Annotated in this window: 18 protein-coding genes and 2 rRNA genes; 15 read left to right on the forward strand and 5 right to left on the reverse strand. The window is 60.4% G+C overall.

Going from position 1 to position 17,367, the window contains the following annotated elements; all coding sequences use genetic code 11:
- Both rrf (ACP7DE_RS24705) and rrf (ACP7DE_RS24710) read left to right on the forward strand, forming a co-directional pair.
- Window positions 1-93 (forward strand): 5S ribosomal RNA (gene rrf / locus ACP7DE_RS24705); the annotation flags it as partial.
- 180 nt (window positions 94-273) lie between these two features.
- A 5S ribosomal RNA gene (gene rrf / locus ACP7DE_RS24710) occupies window positions 274-386 on the forward strand.
- 60 nt (window positions 387-446) lie between these two features.
- Here the strand turns inward: rrf (ACP7DE_RS24710) and ACP7DE_RS24715 are convergent.
- From ACP7DE_RS24715 to ACP7DE_RS24730, 4 genes are all read right to left on the reverse strand, one after another.
- Window positions 447-791 carry a DUF1840 domain-containing protein gene (locus tag ACP7DE_RS24715; RefSeq protein WP_426074586.1) on the reverse strand — a complete coding sequence of 115 codons (345 nt, stop codon included), beginning with the start codon at window positions 789-791 and terminating at the stop codon, window positions 447-449.
- A 179-nt stretch (window positions 792-970) separates the two neighbouring features.
- Entirely contained in the window at window positions 971-1,516 is a 546-nt protein-coding gene (locus ACP7DE_RS24720) for a hypothetical protein (RefSeq protein ID WP_426074587.1), read from the reverse strand.
- A gap of 64 nt (window positions 1,517-1,580) precedes the next feature.
- Window positions 1,581-3,101, reverse strand: a complete 1,521-nt coding sequence (locus ACP7DE_RS24725) for a YifB family Mg chelatase-like AAA ATPase (protein ID WP_426074588.1) — start codon at window positions 3,099-3,101, stop codon at window positions 1,581-1,583.
- 111 nt (window positions 3,102-3,212) lie between these two features.
- Window positions 3,213-3,461, reverse strand: a complete 249-nt coding sequence (locus ACP7DE_RS24730; RefSeq protein WP_046683506.1) for an accessory factor UbiK family protein — start codon at window positions 3,459-3,461, stop codon at window positions 3,213-3,215.
- A 269-nt stretch (window positions 3,462-3,730) separates the two neighbouring features.
- Between ACP7DE_RS24730 and ACP7DE_RS24735 the strand changes: the two genes are divergently transcribed.
- From ACP7DE_RS24735 to ACP7DE_RS24795, 13 genes are all read left to right on the forward strand, one after another.
- Window positions 3,731-4,498 carry a TorF family putative porin gene (locus tag ACP7DE_RS24735; protein ID WP_426074589.1) on the forward strand — a complete coding sequence of 256 codons (768 nt, stop codon included), beginning with the start codon at window positions 3,731-3,733 and terminating at the stop codon, window positions 4,496-4,498.
- An 11-nt stretch (window positions 4,499-4,509) separates the two neighbouring features.
- A complete protein-coding gene (locus tag ACP7DE_RS24740; protein ID WP_010393464.1) occupies window positions 4,510-4,848 on the forward strand; it encodes a P-II family nitrogen regulator in 339 nt (112 codons plus the stop codon).
- Between the two features lie 11 nt (window positions 4,849-4,859).
- The gene (locus ACP7DE_RS24745; RefSeq protein ID WP_426074590.1) at window positions 4,860-6,398 is read left to right on the forward strand and encodes an ammonium transporter; all 1,539 of its coding nucleotides are present in this window, start codon (window positions 4,860-4,862) and stop codon (window positions 6,396-6,398) included.
- A 204-nt stretch (window positions 6,399-6,602) separates the two neighbouring features.
- Entirely contained in the window at window positions 6,603-7,901 is a 1,299-nt protein-coding gene (gshA, locus tag ACP7DE_RS24750) for a glutamate--cysteine ligase (RefSeq protein ID WP_426074591.1), read from the forward strand.
- Between the two features lie 97 nt (window positions 7,902-7,998).
- Window positions 7,999-8,967 (forward strand): glutathione synthase, encoded by a 969-nt coding sequence (gshB, locus tag ACP7DE_RS24755; protein ID WP_426074592.1) that lies wholly within the window; start codon window positions 7,999-8,001, stop codon window positions 8,965-8,967.
- Between the two features lie 2 nt (window positions 8,968-8,969).
- On the forward strand, window positions 8,970-9,374 hold the full coding sequence (locus tag ACP7DE_RS24760; protein ID WP_426074675.1) for a PTS sugar transporter subunit IIA: 405 nt from the start codon (window positions 8,970-8,972) through the stop codon (window positions 9,372-9,374).
- Between the two features lie 92 nt (window positions 9,375-9,466).
- On the forward strand, window positions 9,467-9,736 hold the full coding sequence (locus tag ACP7DE_RS24765; RefSeq protein WP_034749416.1) for an HPr family phosphocarrier protein: 270 nt from the start codon (window positions 9,467-9,469) through the stop codon (window positions 9,734-9,736).
- A gap of 44 nt (window positions 9,737-9,780) precedes the next feature.
- A complete protein-coding gene (ptsP, locus tag ACP7DE_RS24770; protein WP_426074593.1) occupies window positions 9,781-11,523 on the forward strand; it encodes a phosphoenolpyruvate--protein phosphotransferase in 1,743 nt (580 codons plus the stop codon).
- A gap of 133 nt (window positions 11,524-11,656) precedes the next feature.
- The gene (gene metX, locus ACP7DE_RS24775; protein ID WP_426074594.1) at window positions 11,657-12,856 is read left to right on the forward strand and encodes a homoserine O-succinyltransferase MetX; all 1,200 of its coding nucleotides are present in this window, start codon (window positions 11,657-11,659) and stop codon (window positions 12,854-12,856) included.
- Complete coding sequence (gene metW / locus ACP7DE_RS24780) at window positions 12,853-13,464, forward strand: methionine biosynthesis protein MetW (protein ID WP_070222822.1); 612 nt, start codon at window positions 12,853-12,855, stop codon at window positions 13,462-13,464. Before metX ends, metW begins: the two co-directional genes overlap by 4 nt.
- Window positions 13,464-14,723 carry an AmpG family muropeptide MFS transporter gene (locus tag ACP7DE_RS24785; RefSeq protein ID WP_426074595.1) on the forward strand — a complete coding sequence of 420 codons (1,260 nt, stop codon included), beginning with the start codon at window positions 13,464-13,466 and terminating at the stop codon, window positions 14,721-14,723. The genes metW and ACP7DE_RS24785 overlap by 1 nt, the downstream gene beginning before the upstream one ends.
- Window positions 14,704-15,606 (forward strand): M48 family metallopeptidase, encoded by a 903-nt coding sequence (locus ACP7DE_RS24790; RefSeq protein ID WP_426074596.1) that lies wholly within the window; start codon window positions 14,704-14,706, stop codon window positions 15,604-15,606. The genes ACP7DE_RS24785 and ACP7DE_RS24790 overlap by 20 nt, the downstream gene beginning before the upstream one ends.
- A gap of 1 nt (window position 15,607) precedes the next feature.
- The gene (locus ACP7DE_RS24795) at window positions 15,608-16,507 is read left to right on the forward strand and encodes a pseudouridine synthase (RefSeq protein WP_426074597.1); all 900 of its coding nucleotides are present in this window, start codon (window positions 15,608-15,610) and stop codon (window positions 16,505-16,507) included.
- A 6-nt stretch (window positions 16,508-16,513) separates the two neighbouring features.
- Here the strand turns inward: ACP7DE_RS24795 and ACP7DE_RS24800 are convergent, their stop codons facing one another.
- Complete coding sequence (locus ACP7DE_RS24800; RefSeq protein ID WP_426074598.1) at window positions 16,514-17,290, reverse strand: exodeoxyribonuclease III; 777 nt, start codon at window positions 17,288-17,290, stop codon at window positions 16,514-16,516.
- Between the last annotated feature and the right edge of the window lie 77 nt (window positions 17,291-17,367).

Here is a 17,367-nt window from a genome sequence, read left to right on the forward strand (position 1 = left end):
GGTCCCACCCCTTCCCATCCCGAACAGGACCGTGAAACAACTTTGCGCCGATGATAGTGCTGCAACCAGTGTGAAAGTAGGTTATCGTCAGGCTTGTTATTCGTAGTAGAGAAAAACCCCGCCAGCAATGGTGGGGTTTTTTTTCGTCTGCTGGTTTATTCATTATAAAAGCACCATTTTTAGTCCCATCTTCAGGCAAATTCCTATATAATTCGCCTCCTCAGATCAGATGGTTTGCTGCCCCGTTGGGAGCAGGCTGTTGAAAAAGTTATGCCTGATGACCATAGCAAGTTGGTCCCACACCTTCCCATCCCGAACAGGACCGTGAAACAACTCTGCGCCGATGATAGTGCTGCAACCAGTGTGAAAGTAGGTTATCGTCAGGCTTGTTATATAAAAAAACCCCGCGTGTGCGGGGTTTTTTTTCGTCTGCAGCATTCATCGGACTAGATGCCCCAGGTGATGCTTTCACCTTCCGCCTTGGCCGCGCGCAGCATTTCCATCAGTGGGTAGGCGCGCTGCGAAAAATGCACTTTCTGCGCGCGCGCATGGGTGCCTGTTTCGCCATCTTCCAGAGTTTCCGGCGTATGCGCATCGTGTTCGATGTCATTTTCCGGATGTAATTTACTTTCCGTGACTTCTTTTTCCAGCAAGGCCAGGGCATCGCCTGCTTCCGCTGGCGTGATGACGCCGCGCGTGGGGTTCTTGTGCAGGATGTCGAGGATACGCTGGGCATGTTCCTGGTACATCAGCACTTCAGGGGAAGATTTGGATTTGAATGAGATCAACATAAGCGCTTTCTGAAACTTGTCATTAGTGTCGAAACAATATCACGACTTGGGTGTCGCACAGGCCGTCCGATTACCCGGATTGCATATTTGCAAGCTGGATACTGTCAATTGTTGGACAACACACGTATTTACAAGGGCATGCTGACCGTGAAAACACCCGTTTAAGCGATCATTAAGTTTTAATCCAGTTTGACTGAATCCATGAAAGTATCGATGGTGTCACGTGACAGCTTGCTTTCTTCACCGAGAATGATGACCTGGAAGATGCGTTTGTCCTGCGCCACAAAACGCCCGACCAGCAAGACGGGTTTGCCTTGCTGTGTGCCAGTCGCTTCGACGCTCAGCGAACTGCGTTGATGGCTGCCGGCCGCTGTGCTGCTGTCAGCCGAGGCCAGTTTTTCGCTGCGCACGACGCCATTGATATTTTTCAACAGGGCAGTCTGCATGGCGGGCAGGGCCGCTTGCGCCTGTTCTGGGCTGTCGAGTACGGCGCTGCCGATGGCGAAGGTATTGCCATCAACCTCGCTGGCTGTCATGGTCAGGCTGACTTTCTTGCCATCCAGATCGATTTCGCGTGTCAGCACGGCCGGCTTGCCTGGAAACAGGGCCGTGAACTGGGCGTCGGGGCTGCGATAGTCGCGCCAGTCGAATTTTGGACTGCAGGCGGAGAGCGTGCAAGCTGTCGCGAGCGCGGCCAGGAAGAGGGCAAGTGATGTTTTTTTCATCAGCAGATGGTAGCAGCGCCGCCAGTCACGCGCAATCGCGCACGTGTGGCGGTCACTGGCCGCCTTATATCTCGCGCAGTACGCGCCGGTACTGGATCGCTTCGGCGACATGCGGCGGCGTGATGGCGGAGCTGTCCGCCAGATCCGCAATGCTGCGCGCCACGCGCAGAACCCGGTGGTAAGTGCGGGCCGACCAGTGCAGACGCGTCATGGCGCCATGCAACAACAGTTCGCCATGTGGCTCCAGGCGACAATGCTGTTCAATTTCCATGTTGCTCAGGCGCTGGTTTGATTTTCCCTGGCGTGCCAGCTGCAAGGCAAAGGCTGCGGCGACCCGGGAGGCGATGGCTTGCGTACTTTCGCCGGCGCCTGCATGTCGCCCCAGCGCCGCCGGCGGCATGGCGGCAACTTCAATTTGCAGGTCGATACGGTCGAGCAGCGGGCCGGACAGGCGACTGTGATAGCGCAGCACGGCGTCGGGCGTGCAGCGGCAACGGCCAGAAGCGTGGCCCAGATAGCCGCACGGGCAGGGATTCATGGCGGCGATCAATTGAAAGCGGGCAGGAAATTCGGCCTGGCGGGCCGCGCGCGAAATGCTGATGACGCCCGATTCCATGGGTTGGCGCAGCACATCGAGCACCCGGCGCTGGAATTCGGCGATTTCATCGAGAAACAGCACGCCGCAGTGGGCCAGTGAGATTTCTCCCGGGCGCGGCAGGTTGCCGCCGCCCACCAGGGCCACGCCGGACGCCGTCTGGTGCGGGGCACGATAGGGACGACGTTTCCAGTGTTCCACTTTGAAGTGGCCGCCCAGCGAATGAACGGCGGCCGATTCCAGTGCCTCTTCATCGCTCATGGGGGGCAGCACGCCGGGGAAGCGGCTGGCCAACATGGTCTTGCCCGCGCCCGGCGGTCCCACCATCAAGATGTTATGGCCGCCCGCGGCCGCCACTTCCAGTGCGCGTCGCGCTTGCAACTGCCCCTGCACATCGGCAAAGTCGGGATACGCAAAAGCGTGCGCTGCCAGTAGGGGTTGATGGCGCTGCAGCGCGTTCTGGCTGGCGGGCGCGGCAAAATGCGCGCAGACCTCAAGCAGGCTGTGGGCGGGATAGATGCAGGCATCGCTGACCAGCGCCGCTTCGTCCGCGTTCGCTTGCGGCAGGATGAAGGCGCGTGGCGCGCCCGATTGACTGCGCTGCATGGCAAAGGTCATGGCCAGGGCGCCGCGGATGGGGCGCAACTGGCCCGAAAGCGACAGTTCGCCTGCAAATTCGTAGTGCTGCAGTTGGTCGCCCGGCAACTGGCCGGAGGCGGCCAGGATGCCCAGCGCAATCGGCAAGTCGAAGCGGCCTGATTCCTTGGGCAAGTCTGCCGGCGCCAGATTGGCCGTGATGCGCCGCGCCGGCATGTCAAAGCCGCAGTTTTGCAACGCGGCCCGAACGCGGTCGCGCGATTCCTTCACTTCCGTATCCGGCAGGCCGACAATGGTAAAGGACGGCAAGCCATTGGCAAGGTGAACTTCGACACTTACCTCGGGCGCCTCCATGCCGGCCAGGGCGCGGCTTTTCAGGACGGCCAGACTCATCAGACTCCCCTGTGGCGCGGGCGCGGGCAAGATCAGTCTAGCGCTTGCAACGCCATCAGGCTTGATGTATGCCAGCAAGGCCGTCAATAACGGGGCCTTGCCGGCCGCACCTTACGCCTTGGACTCGTTCAGGCGCGTTTCCAGTTCGATCAGGCGTAATTCCAGTGCGTCCAGTTTGGCGCGGGTCTTGGCCAGCACTTGCGCCTGGATATCGAATTCCTCGCGCGTGACGAGATCGAGGCGGGCGAAGCCCTGGGTCATCATCGATTTCACATTTTTCTCGATATCCTTGGCCGGCGAGTTTTCGATGGCTTGATGGATCTTGCCTTGCAAGTCGTTAAAGAAGGTATTCATGTCCATGGTCAGTCCTTTTATGGTGCGGCCTGTGCATCGCACCATTGCGGTGCACAGCGGCGTTAATCTGGTGCGAAACTGGGCGGTTCATTGTGCTTCAGCAGTCCGTATCCGCATTCCTGGCGGTGTGCAGGGTATGTGTGGACGGAAATGCACCTGTCAAGGTGGCAAGCGAGCTGGCACGTATTCTGCTAAAGAAATGATGAACGCTTTGTGATCTCCAGCCAAGATTTTAAACCTCAACCGCTTTAAAAGTTCAATAAAAGGGAATCGCCATGAAGAATCTGTCCAAGAACATGACTTTAGTAGCTGCGTTGACGCTGGCCATGACCGCCTTGTGCGGTAGCGTCATGGCCCAGGATGCATTGGCGGTGCCTGCTGCAGCCGAAGCCGTACCTGATAACGTGGTGAGCTACAACGTGGCGCTGACCAGCGACTACCGTTACCGCGGCATCTCGCAAAGCCGCTTGAAACCGGCCATCAGCGGTGGTGCCGACTATACCCATAACCCAACGGGCCTGTATGTGGGCACCTGGCTGTCGAGCATCAAATGGATCAAGGACGGCGGCGGCGATACCAATCTCGAATGGGATATCTACGGCGGCAAGCGTGGCGAGATCAGCAAGGATTTTACCTATGACGTGGGCGGTCTGTACTATTTCTATCCTTCGAATGGACTGAGCACCAATGCCAACACCTTCGAGCTGTACGGCCAGCTCGGCTACGGCCCGTTGTATATCAAGTACTCGCATTCGACCACCAATCTGTTCGGCGTCGCCGACAGCAAGAATAGCGGCTATCTTGACGTGGGCGGCAACTTCGACCTGATTGACGGCTATATCATGAACGTGCATGTGGGCCGCCAGAAAGTCGAGCACAACGATTCCCTCAGCTATAACGATGTCAAGATCGGCGTGACCAAGGACTTTGGCGTGGCGACCGTTTCCCTGGCTGCCGTCAAGGCCAATATCGTATCACTGGCACCGAATGGCAAGAATCTGGCGAAATCCGGTCTCGTGCTGACCGTGTCCAAAACCTTTTAAGCGAGACTGCCATGAAAATGATTACTGCAATCATTAAACCGTTCAAACTGGACGAAGTACGCGAAGCTTTGTCGGCTATCAATGTGCAAGGCATTACCGTCACCGAAGTGAAAGGTTTCGGCCGCCAGAAAGGTCACACGGAACTGTACCGTGGCGCTGAGTATGTCGTCGATTTCTTGCCAAAGACCAAGATTGAAGCGGCCGTCGATGACGCCATTGTCGACCAGGCCATCGAAGCGATCGAAGGTGCCGCGCGTACCGGTAAAATCGGCGATGGCAAGATTTTCGTGTACAACCTGGAACAGGTTATCCGCATCCGTACCGGTGAAACCGGCAACGAAGCGCTCTAAGGGGAATATTGATGCATAAAAATATAACAAAATTGCTCGCCGGGATAGCCTGCCTGTGTGCGTTTGGCGTTGCCACGCCGAGCTTTGCCGATGCGCCCGCCAAGACGGAAGCGGCTACGACCACTGCCGTCGCCACCCCCGCCGTCACGCCTGTTCCTGACGCCGCAGCACCGGCTGCTGCCGCTCCGGCCCCGGCCGCTGCCGTGCCAGCCGCCGCGCCCGTCGCCAACAAGGGCGACACCAGTTTCATGATGATCAGCACCTTGCTGGTGATCTTGATGACCATCCCCGGCCTGGCCCTGTTCTACGGCGGCCTGGTGCGCTCGAAGAACATGCTGTCGGTGCTGATGCAAGTGTTCATGGTGTTCGCGCTGGTCATCGTACTGTGGTGCATCTACGGCTACTCGATCGCCTTCACGGAAAAAACCGCCTTCTTCGGTGGCTTCGACCGCCTGTTCCTGAACGGCATCTGGGACCCGGCCAAGGGTACGTTTGCCGCCGCCGCCACCTTCAGCAAGGGCGTCGTCATTCCCGAGTTCGTGTTTGTCGCTTTCCAGGGCACCTTTGCCGCCATCACGTGCGCACTGATTGTCGGCGCCTTTGCCGAGCGCGCCAAGTTTGCCGCCGTGCTGGCCTTCGTCGTGCTGTGGTTCACCTTCGCCTACCTGCCAGCGGCCCACATGGTCTGGTTCTGGACGGGGCCTGACCTGATCACCAATGCCACCACCTCGGCCAGCGAAGCGCTTAAAGCGGGCTGGATCTGGCAAAAAGGCGCGCTGGACTTTGCCGGCGGCACCGTGGTGCACATCAATGCCGCCGTCGCCGGCCTGGTGGGCGCGATCATGATCGGCAAGCGTGTCGGCTACGGCCGCGAATCGATGGCGCCGCACTCGCTGACGATGACCATGATCGGCGCTTCCCTGTTGTGGGTGGGCTGGTTCGGTTTCAATGCCGGTTCCTCGCTGGAAGCGGGCGACGTGGCTGCCCTGGCCTTTGTCAACACGCTGCTGGCCACCGCTGCCGCCACCCTGTCGTGGGTATTCGGCGAGTGGATCAGCAAAGGCAAGCCATCCATGCTCGGTGGCGCATCGGGCGCCGTTGCCGGCCTGGTGGCAATCACCCCGGCGGCCGGCTTTGTCGGTCCGATGGGTGGCCTGGTCATCGGCTTGTTGGCCGGTGTCGTCTGCCTGTGGGGCGTGAATGGCCTGAAACGCCTGATCGGCGCCGATGATTCGCTCGACGTGTTCGGCGTGCATGGCGTGGGCGGCATCCTCGGTGCTTTGCTGACGGGTGTCTTTGCTGCACCACAACTGGGCGGTCAAGGCATCTTCGACTATGTCACCAACAAGATGTCGGCTGACCCATACTCCATCGGACACCAGGTATGGGTGCAGACGCAAGCGGTCGGCACCACCATCATCTGGTCGGCCGTGGTCTCCGTCATCGCCTATAAACTGGTCGACATCGTCATCGGCCTGCGCGTACCGGAAGAAGAAGAGCGCGAAGGCCTCGATATCACCAGCCATGGCGAGCAGGCATATCATGGTTAAATGATCATTATCTGGCATGCCAGCGCCCAGGCGCGGCATGCCTGGCTTGAAGAGGCGCCTCATTGAGGTGCCTTTTTTTCGTTGTGGGAATGGAAAAGGTCTTTAAAACAAGGCTTTTGCCCCGATTTGGGGTACTTACACGGTAATATAGTCGGCAGTTCTGTGTGCTTTTTTGAATACTGCACATAATTTAAGGATGTAACTATGGTTCCCCATCTCGTCACGGCCCTGACCGGACCGCTGCTCGACCTCGAAAAAAAGATTCTGGCCGCGACGCCGGCCATTGAGCGCTGGTTTCGCATGGAGTGGCAAGAGCACACGCCGCCCTTCTATTGCTCGGTAGACTTGCGCAATGCGGGTTACAAACTGGCGCCCGTCGATACCAATTTGTTCCCTGGCGGTTTTCATAACCTGGCCACGGAAATGCTGCCCTTGTCCGTGCAGGCGGCCATGGCCGCCATCGACAAGTATTGTCCGGACGCCCGCAACCTGCTGATGGTGCCGGAATTGCACAACACCACGCCGCAATACCTGCAAAATGTGGCGCGATTGATGCAGATCTTCCGCCAGACGGGGCTGCACGTACGCCTGGGCTCGTGGTCGCCCGAGATCACCCAGCCGACACCGTTGGCGTTGCCAGATGGCAACATGCTCGTCATCGAGCCCCTCGTGCGCCTGAACAACGGCCGCCGCCTGGGCTTGAAGGATTTCGATCCATGCACGATCTTGCTGAACAACGACTTGTCGGACGGTATCCCCGATATCTTGCAAAATATTCATGAACAAAGCTTGCTGCCGCCTCTGCACGCGGGCTGGGCCTTGCGCCGCAAGAGCAACCACTACGCGGCCTACGATGAAGTGGTGAAAAAATTCGGCAAGATGATCGATGTCGATCCATGGATGCTCAACCCCTTCCACGCCAAGTGCAGCGATGTGAACTTCCAGGAAGGCGAGGGCGAAGATGCGCTGGCCGCCAGCGTCGACGTGTTGCTGGCCAAGATCCGCAAGAAATACAAGGAATACGGCATCAAGGAAAAGCCCTTCGTCATCGTCAAGCCCGATGCGGGCACGTATGGCACGGGCATCATGACAGTGCGCGACGCCAGCGAAGTGCGCGACCTGTCGCGCAAGCAGCGCGACAAGATGTCCATCGTCAAGGATGGCAAGGTCGTCACCGACGTGATCATCCAGGAAGGCGTGCCTACCTTTGAAAGCATCAAGGATGCGGTAGCCGAACCTGTCGTCTACATGATCGACCGCTATGTGGTGGGCGGCTTCTATCGTGTGCACGCAGAGCGTGGCGTGGATCAGAATCTGAACGCGCCCGGCTCGCAGTACGTGCCGCTGGCGTTTGCCCAGCAGCATGCCGTGCCGGACTTGAAGGCCAAGCCGGGCACTGCCGCGCCGAACCGCTTCTATGTATATGGCGTAGTGGCGCGCCTGGCCTTGCTGGCCGCGTCGCTGGAAATGGAGCGCACGGACCCGAATCCCGAGGTGTATTGATCCATCCATGCAGCGTGCCGGGCGCGGTGACTACTGTGCCTGGCGATCTCGGCTAGAATCAAGCATTCCTTATCCAGGCTCCCCGATTGGACGCACCATGAAAATTGCATTCCTTGCCGACCCGCTGGCAGGCTTCAAGACTTACAAAGATTCCACCTTCGCCATGATGCGCGAGGCGGCAAAACGCGGTCACACCGTCTACGCCTTCGAGCAGAAGGACATGGCGTTGGAAGAGGGCATCGTCACGGCACTGGTACAGCACATCGAGCTGACCGGCGACGAGCACGACTGGTACAAGGTGATATCCACCGAGGAAGTACGCCTGTCATCACTGGACGCCATCATCGAGCGCAAGGACCCGCCGTTCGACATGGAATACGTGTATGGCACGTATTTGCTGGAGCTGGCGGAAAAGCAGGGCGCCTGCGTCTTCAACAAATCGTCCGCCATCCGCGACAACAATGAAAAGCTGGCCATTGCCCAGTTTTCCGAATTCACCTCGCCCACCCTGGTGACGTCGAACGAAGCGCGCCTGCGCGCCTTCCACGCCAAGCACCAGGACGTCATCTTCAAGCCGCTCGACGGCATGGGCGGCACAGGCATCTTCCGCGTCAAGGCCGATGGCCTGAATCTGGGCGCCATCATTGAGACCTTGAGCGAGAATGGCGCGCAAACCATCATGGCGCAGCGTTTTATCCCCGACATCGACAAGGGCGACAAGCGCATCCTCGTCATCGGCGGCAAGCCGGTGCCGTTTGCGCTGGCACGCATCCCGCAGGCGGGCGAAGTACGCGGCAACTTGGCCGCCGGCGGCACGGGCGTGGCGCAGCCCTTGACGGTGCGCGACCTGGAAATCGCTGAAAAACTGGGCCCGATCCTGGCCGCGCGTGGTCTGATGCTGGTAGGATTGGACGTGATCGGCGACTATCTGACGGAAGTCAATGTCACCAGCCCGACCTGCTTCCAGGAAATCATGCAGCAGACGGGGTTTGACGTGGCTGCCATGTTTGTCGACGCCGTCGAGCATGGCGTTGCGCAAGCGCAGCAGCGCCAGAAGGTGAAATGACTATGGTAGGGATTTTGCTTATGACACACGCACCGTTGGGACAGGCGTTCATCGCCGCCTGCGCGCATGTGTTTCGGGGGCCAACGGAACGTTTTGAAGCCATCGATGTCGTCGCCGACCAGGACCTGGCGGAAGTGCAGAAGCTGGCGTCGGACGCCATCTGCCGCCTTGACGAAGGCTCCGGCGTGTTGGTGATTACCGACGTGAAGGGCGGCACGCCGTCGAACTGCTGCAACAAGCTGGCCGATGCGGGCCGGGTGGAAGTCATCGCCGGCATCAGCCTGCCGATGCTGCTGCGCGCCATCACGTATCGCCGCGATACGCTTGACGTGGTGGTGGAGATGGCGCTGGCCGGTGCGCAAAGCGGCGCCGTGCGCGTCGATAACCGCATTCGTGTGGGCGAATAAGGAAGTGCATGGCCGCCGCCCTGAAGGCGGCGGGTTTTATAGGCCAAGATTGTCATCAGCGTAGTGCATTCAGGGATAGAGACCATACAAAAATGATTCAAAGAGAACTCGAAATCATCAACAAGCTGGGACTGCACGCACGCGCCTCCGCCAAATTTACCCAGCTCGCCGCCAAGTTCAAGAGCGATGTCTGGCTGACCCGCAACGCGCGCCGCATTAACGCCAAGTCCATCATGGGCGTAATGATGCTGGCCGCCGGCAAGGGCGCGAAAGTGACCCTGGAAGCCGAGGGCGATGATGAGCAGGCATGTGTCGATGCGCTCACCGCCCTGATTAATGACAGGTTTGGCGAAGGCGAGTAATGCTCGCCGAACGCAGCCGCAGCCGTATTTCGACAGGTCACCCCATGGCATCTTTCACGCTCCACGGCATCCCGGTCTCCCGCGGCATCGCCATTGGCCGCGCGCATCTGCTGGCGCCGGCCGCCCTTGACGTCAAACATTACCTGGTCGCCCAGGAGCAGATCGAAGCCGAAGTCCAGCGCTTGCAAAACGCCATCGCCGCGGTCCACAAAGAGCTGCAAACCCTGTGGAACGAGCTGCCGAAAGATGCGCCCACCGAGCTGGGTGCGTTCATCGACGTGCATGCGCTGATCCTGTCGGACCCGCTGATCGCCGAAGCGCCGCTCGACATCATTCGTTCGCGCCACTACAACGCCGAATGGGCGCTGCTGACGCAAATCGATGAATTGTCGGCGCAGTTCGACGAAATCGAAGACCCGTATCTGCGCGAGCGCAAGGCCGATATCCAGCAAGTGGCCGAACGCGTGCTGAAGGTCTTGCTGGGCACCGAACAGCTGCTGCCCAAGGCGGCCGCCGAAGATGAATTGCTGGCGCAGATGATCGTTGTCGCTCACGATATTTCGCCGGCCGACATGCTGCAGTTCCGCGACCGTTCCTTCATCGGCTTCATTACCGACGTGGGCGGACAGAACTCTCACACGGCCATCGTCGCGCGCAGCCTGGATATCCCGGCCGCCGTCGGCATGTCGCAGGCGTCGATGCTGATCGAGCAGGACGACTGGCTGATCATCGACGGCGACGCTGGCGTCGTCATCGCCAACCCCAGCGCGCTGGTGCTGGAGCAGTACCGCGAGCGCCAAGTGGCCATGCAGCGCGCGCGCAAGAAGCTGGGCAAGCTGAAAAAGACGCCGGCCGTCACCCGATGCGGCACCCCCGTTACCCTGCTGGCCAATATCGAATTGCCCGAAGATTGCGCGTTTGCGCTGGAATCGGGCGCCAGCGGCGTGGGCCTGTTCCGCTCCGAATTCCTGTTCATGGGCCGCGCCCACAAGATTCCTACCGAGGACGAGCAATTCGAGGCTTACCGCAACACGGTGCAGTCGATGAAAGGGCGCGTGGTGACCATCCGCACGCTCGACATCGGCGCCGACAAGCCGCTCGACCAGTCCGACCATACGGCCTTGAATCCCGCCCTGGGCTTGCGCGCCATCCGTTACTGCCTGGCCGAGCCGCAGCTATTCCTGACGCAGCTGCGCGCGATTCTGCGTGCCTCGGCTTTCGGCAAGGTGCGCATTCTGATCCCGATGCTGGCGCATGCCTTCGAGATCGACCAGTCGCTGGCCATGATAGAGCAGGCCAAGGCCAGCCTGCGCGAGGAGGGCGTCAAGTTCGACGACGCCGTCGAAGTGGGCGCCATGATCGAGATTCCTGCTGCGGCGCTGGCCCTGCCCATGTTCGTCAAGCGCATGGATTTCCTGTCGATCGGCACGAATGACCTGATCCAGTACACCCTGGCCATCGACCGCGTCGACTACGAGGTGGCGCATTTGTACAATCCGCTGCACCCGGCCGTACTGCAACTGATCTCCATGACGATTACCGCCGGCCACAAGGCGGGCATCGACGTGGCCGTCTGCGGCGAAATGGCGGGCGACGTAAAGCTCACGCGTCTGCTGCTGGGCATGGGACTGCGCGAGTTTTCCATGCATCCGGCCCAGTTGTTGGCGGTCAAGCAAGAGATCCTCAACAGCGACCTGGGCCTGATCGCACCACAAATGCGCAAAATTATGCGTTCCATGGAACCAAATGTGATCGCGGAAGCCGTACAACAGTTGCAGCTCATGTAAACTGTCGCGTTATCAGCACCAGAAGACATCGCGCGCGGCAAGATGTCTCCTGGTGTTAAAGTTGCAGAACCTATCATCGCGGTGCTGCATCGACCATGGCCCGCGGGGCCACCCCCTTTATAAACCGACACACATGTCATCCATTGGAATTGTTTCGCCGCAAACCATGTATTTTGCGCAACCCCTGCAGCTGCAAAGCGGAGCATCGCTGCGGGACTATATGTTGATGTATGAAACCTACGGCACCCTGAACGCCGACAAATCGAACGCGGTGCTGGTCTGCCACGCCTTGAATGCCTCGCATCACGTGGCCGGCGTGTATGCCGACGAGCCAAAGAGCACGGGCTGGTGGGACAATATGGTCGGTCCCGGCAAGCCGCTCGACACGGACAAATTCTTCGTCATCGGCGTCAACAACCTTGGCTCCTGCTTCGGCTCGACGGGCCCCATGCACATCAATCCCGCCACCGGCAAGCCGTATGGCGCTTCTTTCCCCGTCGTCACGGTGGAAGACTGGGTCAGCGCGCAGGCGCGCCTGGCCGATGAACTGGGCATTCGCCAGTTCGCCGCCGTGATGGGCGGCTCCCTGGGCGGCATGCAGGCGTTGGCGTGGAGCATCATGTTCCCCGAGCGGCTGCGTCACTGCGTGGTGATCGCCTCGACGGCCAAACTGTCGGCGCAAAATATCGCCTTCAATGACGTGGCGCGCCAGGCCATCCTGTCCGACCCCGATTACCGGGGCGGCGATTTTTATGCGCATGGCGTGGTACCGAAGAACGGCTTGCGCGTGGCGCGCATGGTGGGCCACATCACGTATCTGTCGAACGATGACATGGCCGAGAAATTCGGCCGCAAGCTGCGCGACGCGGCGCAGACGGGCGATTACAAATTCGGCTTCGGCATCGATTTCGAGATCGAATCATATTTGCGCTACCAGGGCGACAAGTTTTCCGAGTACTTTGACGCGAACACCTATCTGCTCATTACCAAGGCGCTCGACTACTTCGACCCGGCGCGCGCGCATGGCGGCGACCTGGCCAAGGCCCTGTCGGGCACCAAGGCTAAATTCTTCCTCGCCTCGTTTTCCACAGACTGGCGCTTCTCGCCCGAGCGCAGCCGCGAAATCGTCGAGGCGCTGGTGTGCAACCGCCGCCAGGTGACCTATGCGGAAATCGACGCGCCGCACGGCCACGACGCCTTCCTGCTGGAAGACCCGCGTTACATGAATATGGTGCGCGCCTATTATGGCCAGGTATGGAACGACATCGGGGCGGGCTTGCCCGCTTCTGCACAGCACACCGCCGTCCGCCATGGCGCGAAGGAGACCGCATGACTTTTGACGAATTGAGCGCGCTGCGCCCCGACTTGGCCTTCATCGCCCACTGGGTGCCGAATAACGCGCATGTGCTCGACGTGGGCTGCGGCGAAGGCGTGATGCTGCAGTACCTGCAAAGCGACAAGGAATGCAGCGGCTATGGCATCGAGATCGCCGACGACAAGGTGCTGGCCAGCACCCTGCGCGGCGTGAACGTGATCCAGCAAGACATGGAAAAAGGCCTGGCCATCTTTGGCGACAACAGTTTCGATACGGTGCTGTGCCTGTCGTCGCTGCAGATGATGAAGCAGGTCGAGCCGCTGCTGCGCGACATCGTGCGTGTGGGCGCCGAGGCCATCGTCTCATTCCCCAACTTCGCCTACTGGCCGCACCGGGTGGCATTGCTGAAAGGGCGCATGCCCGTGTCGAAATCGCTGCCGTACCAGTGGTACGACACGCCCAACGTGCGCTGCGCAACCATCAACGACTTCCGCGAGCTGGCCGAGGAATGCGGCCTGGAAGTGATCGAATGCGTGGCCCTGGCCGAAGGCAAGATGGTCTCCGTGCTGCCGAACCTGCGCGGCGACCTGGCCGTCTTCCGCCTGCGTAAAAAAGCGGTGCATTGATGACGACAAGCCCGGCGCCGGGATGGCGTTCCTATGCCAATGGCCGCATGCTGGCCGTGCTGGTGCTGGGCTTCAGTTCCGGCCTGCCGCTGTTCATCCTGTTGTATTTGTTGCAGGCTTGGCTGGCCAAGTCGGGCTTGAATGTGAAAGCGTTGGGGCTGTTCGCCCTGGTGCAGTTTCCGTATATCTGGAAATTCCTGTGGGCGCCCCTGATGGACCGCTACCGCGTCCTGGGACTGGGACGCCGGCGCGGCTGGATGGCGCTGACGCAAGTGGCACTGTTTTTTGCCATCGGCGGCATGGGCATGCTCGACCCGCTGACGCAGATCGGCCTGATCGCAGCCGCCGCCGGCGGCGTCGCCTTCCTGTCGGCCAGCCAGGACATCGTCATCGACGCCTACCGGCGCGAAATCCTTGCCGATAACGAGCAGGGACTGGGCGCCGCCGTCATCGTCAACGCGTATAAGGTGGCGGGCATGGTGCCGGGTGCGCTGTCGCTGATCCTGGCCGACCGCATGCCATGGCAGCCCGTCTTCTGGATCACGGCTGCCTTCATGTTGCCGGGCTTGGTCTGCACCTTGCTGATCAGGGAGCCGACCGTGTATGGCTCGCCGCCGAAGACCATGCGCGAAGCGATCATCTTACCGTTCCAGGAATTCATCGCGCGCGATGGTTGGCGTAACGCAATGTGGATCCTCGCTTTCGTATTACTCTACAAAATCGGTGACAGCATGGCCACGGCGCTGGCGACGAAGTTTTATCTCGACCTGGGTTTTAGCATGACGCAGATCGGCCTGGCCGCCAATACCACGGGTTTCTGGGCCAGCCTGGCCGGCGGCGTGGTGGGCGGCATATGGATGCTCAAGCTGGGCATCAACCGGGGCCTGTGGGTGTTCGGCGCGCTGCAGGCCATCGCGATTCTCGGCTTTGCCTGGCTGGCGCAGGTGGGACCGAACACCATGCTATTGAGCGCCGTGATCGGTTTTGAAGCCTTCGCCAGCCTGGGCCTGGGTGCGGCCGCCTTTGTCGCGTTCCTGTCGCGCACCACGGACCCGCGCTACACGGCGACGCAATATGCACTGTTTTCCAGCCTGAGTGCCGTGCCGCGCACTCTGATCAACGCCTCGGTGGGTTTCCTGGTCGCCGAGCTGGGCTGGTTCTCGTTTTTCATCGTTTGCTTCTTCCTGGCCTTTCCGGCCATGATGATGCTGCCTAAAATCGCTCCATGGAGGTCTGCCAATGGCACCAATATCCCTTAAACGTTACACCGTCCTGGCCAGCCTGTGCGCAGCCACCGCGCTCGCGCCGATGTCAGTCTTCGCCCAGCAGGCGACGATACAGGATGGCATCAAGGTGCGCCCTTTGTCGACCACGCGCATCTTTGCCGGCGGTGCCGATTTCAATGCACAATCGAAGCAGCAATATACGCAGCTGGTCAACGAAGCGAAGGAAAAAAATGCGCTGGTGCCGGACAGCGATCCGCAGGTCAAGCGCCTGCGCGCCATCGCCCAACGCATCATCCCGTTCGCCACGCGCTGGAACGAGGCGGCGGCCAACTGGAACTGGCAGATCAACCTGCTCAACTCGGACGAGGTCAACGCTTTTTGCATGCCGGGTGGGCAGATCGCTTTTTACAGCGGCATTATCACCAAGCTGAACCTGACCGACGATGAAGTGGCCGTCGTCATGGGGCATGAAATTTCGCACGCCTTGCGCGAACACTCGCAGGCGCAGGCAGGCAAGGGCAACCTGGCCGCCGTTGGCGCCAAGCTGGCCGGCGCCGGCCTGTCGGCTTGGCTCGGTGTCGATCCGAACCTGACCAGCACCGCCACTAACATGGCAGCCAAGGGCGTGATGCTGAAATTTTCGCGCGACGATGAACGCGAAGCGGACTTGATCGGCATGGACCTGGCCGCGCGCGCCGGTTTCGATCCGCGCGCCGGCGTCATCCTGTGGCAGAAGATGGCAGCGGTGAGCGCGGGCGCGCCGCCGGAATTCCTCTCGACGCACCCATCGGGCAAGGACCGCATCTCGCAGATGAACAGCCATATGGCACAAGTGCTGCCGCTGTACGCGCGCAGCAAGGGCGTCAGCGTGGATGCCTTGCCGCCCTACCGCAGCAACGCCATCGCGCAGCGCTAGGATGTCTTCCCGTAGCGGCCCTGCGCCGCTGCCCCTGCGCGACGGCGTCGCGCCCAGCTATCTGTGGCTGCCGGAGGGGCAGTGGCCGGACATGCTGTCGTTTCTGCTCGAACGTTATCCGCAGATCAGCGCCGCGCAGTGGCAAGACCGCATGGCGCGCGGTGAAGTGGTCAACGGCGACGGCGCCGTGCTGGGACCGGACAGCGCATACCGGCGCGGCATGCGCATTTTTTACTACCGCGAGCTGGAGTGCGAAACGCCGATCCCCTTCCAGGAAGAGATCCTGTTTCAGGATGAATACCTGGTGGTGGTCGACAAGCCGCATTTTCTGCCCATGACGCCGGCCGGGCGCTTCGTGCAAGAGACCCTGCTGACGCGCCTGAAGAAGCAGCTCGATAGCGCCGACCTGACGCCTATCCACCGCCTTGACCGCGAGACGGCCGGCGTGGTGATTTTTTCGCGCCAGGTAGCCAGCCGTGGCGCCTACCAGTCGCTGTTCCAGCGCCGTGAAGTACGCAAGACGTATGAGGCGCTGGCGCCGCGCCTCGATGGCCGCGATTTTCCATTTACCTACCGCAGCCGCATGGTCGAAGGCGCGCAGTTTTTTCTCATGCGCGAGGAAGCGGGGGCGCCGAATTCGGAAACCGTCATCGACATCATCGAAGAGCGCGGCGAGGTAAACCTGTACCGGCTGCAGCCGCACACGGGGCGCAAGCACCAGCTGCGCGTGCATCTGGCGTCACTCGGCATCCCCATTGTCAACGATGCGTTTTATCCGCTGGCCCTGCCGTGCAAGGAAGACGACATGTCGCACCCGCTGCAGCTGCTGGCGCGGGCGATCGATTTCACGGACCCTTTGAGCGGCGAGCCGCGCCACTTTGAAAGCCGGCGCAGCCTGTAGCGGAGCTTACGCCTTGATGGTGTAATCGATGATCAAGGGCGCGTGGTCGGAAAAACGCTCGTCCTTGTAGACGTTGACCGTATGCGCCTGGGCTGCGATGCCGGGCGTGGCGACATGGTAGTCGATGCGCCAGCCCACGTTCTTCGCGTAGGCCTGGCCCCGGTTGCTCCACCAGGTGTACTGGTCTTCGCGCTTGTCCAGGCCGCGGTGCACGTCGACAAAGCCCACTTCGTCGAAGACGCGCGTCAGCCATGCGCGCTCTTCCGGCAGGAAGCCGGAATTTTTCTTGTTGCCCTTCCAGTTTTTCAGGTCGATTTCATGGTGGGCGATATTCCAGTCGCCGCAGATGATCACTTCGCGCCCTAACGCCTTCAATTCCAGCAGGTGCGGCAGGAACAGCTCCATGAAGCGGAACTTGGCTTCCTGGCGTTCCGGGCCGGACGAACCGGACGGGCAGTACACGGAAATGACGGACAGCTTGCCAAAATCACAGCGCACGTAGCGGCCTTCGGCATCGAATTCGGGGCTGCCGAAACCGATATGCACGGCGTCCGGCTCGACCTTGCTGTACACGCCCGTTCCCGAATACCCTTTTTTCTCGGCATAGTGAAAGTGGCCATGGTAGCCGTGCGGGTTGAGGAATTCGGGCGTCATGTCGGGCAACTGCGCCTTCAATTCCTGCACGCAGATGAAATCGGCCGTTTGCGTGCCCATCCAGTTGAAAAAGCCTTTTTTGGCGGCGGAACGGATGCCGTTCAGGTTGGCGGAGATAATTTTTGGCATAGAGTGAGAGTGAAAAGGGCGCTGGACGGGGCCGGCGGGCGCGGCATGGCGATTGTCTCGCCGCTGCGCGCGGATTA

It is taken from the genome of Janthinobacterium sp. DSP2-3-3, from assembly GCF_049897325.1.
Classification (GTDB): Bacteria; Pseudomonadota; Gammaproteobacteria; order Burkholderiales; family Burkholderiaceae_D; genus Janthinobacterium.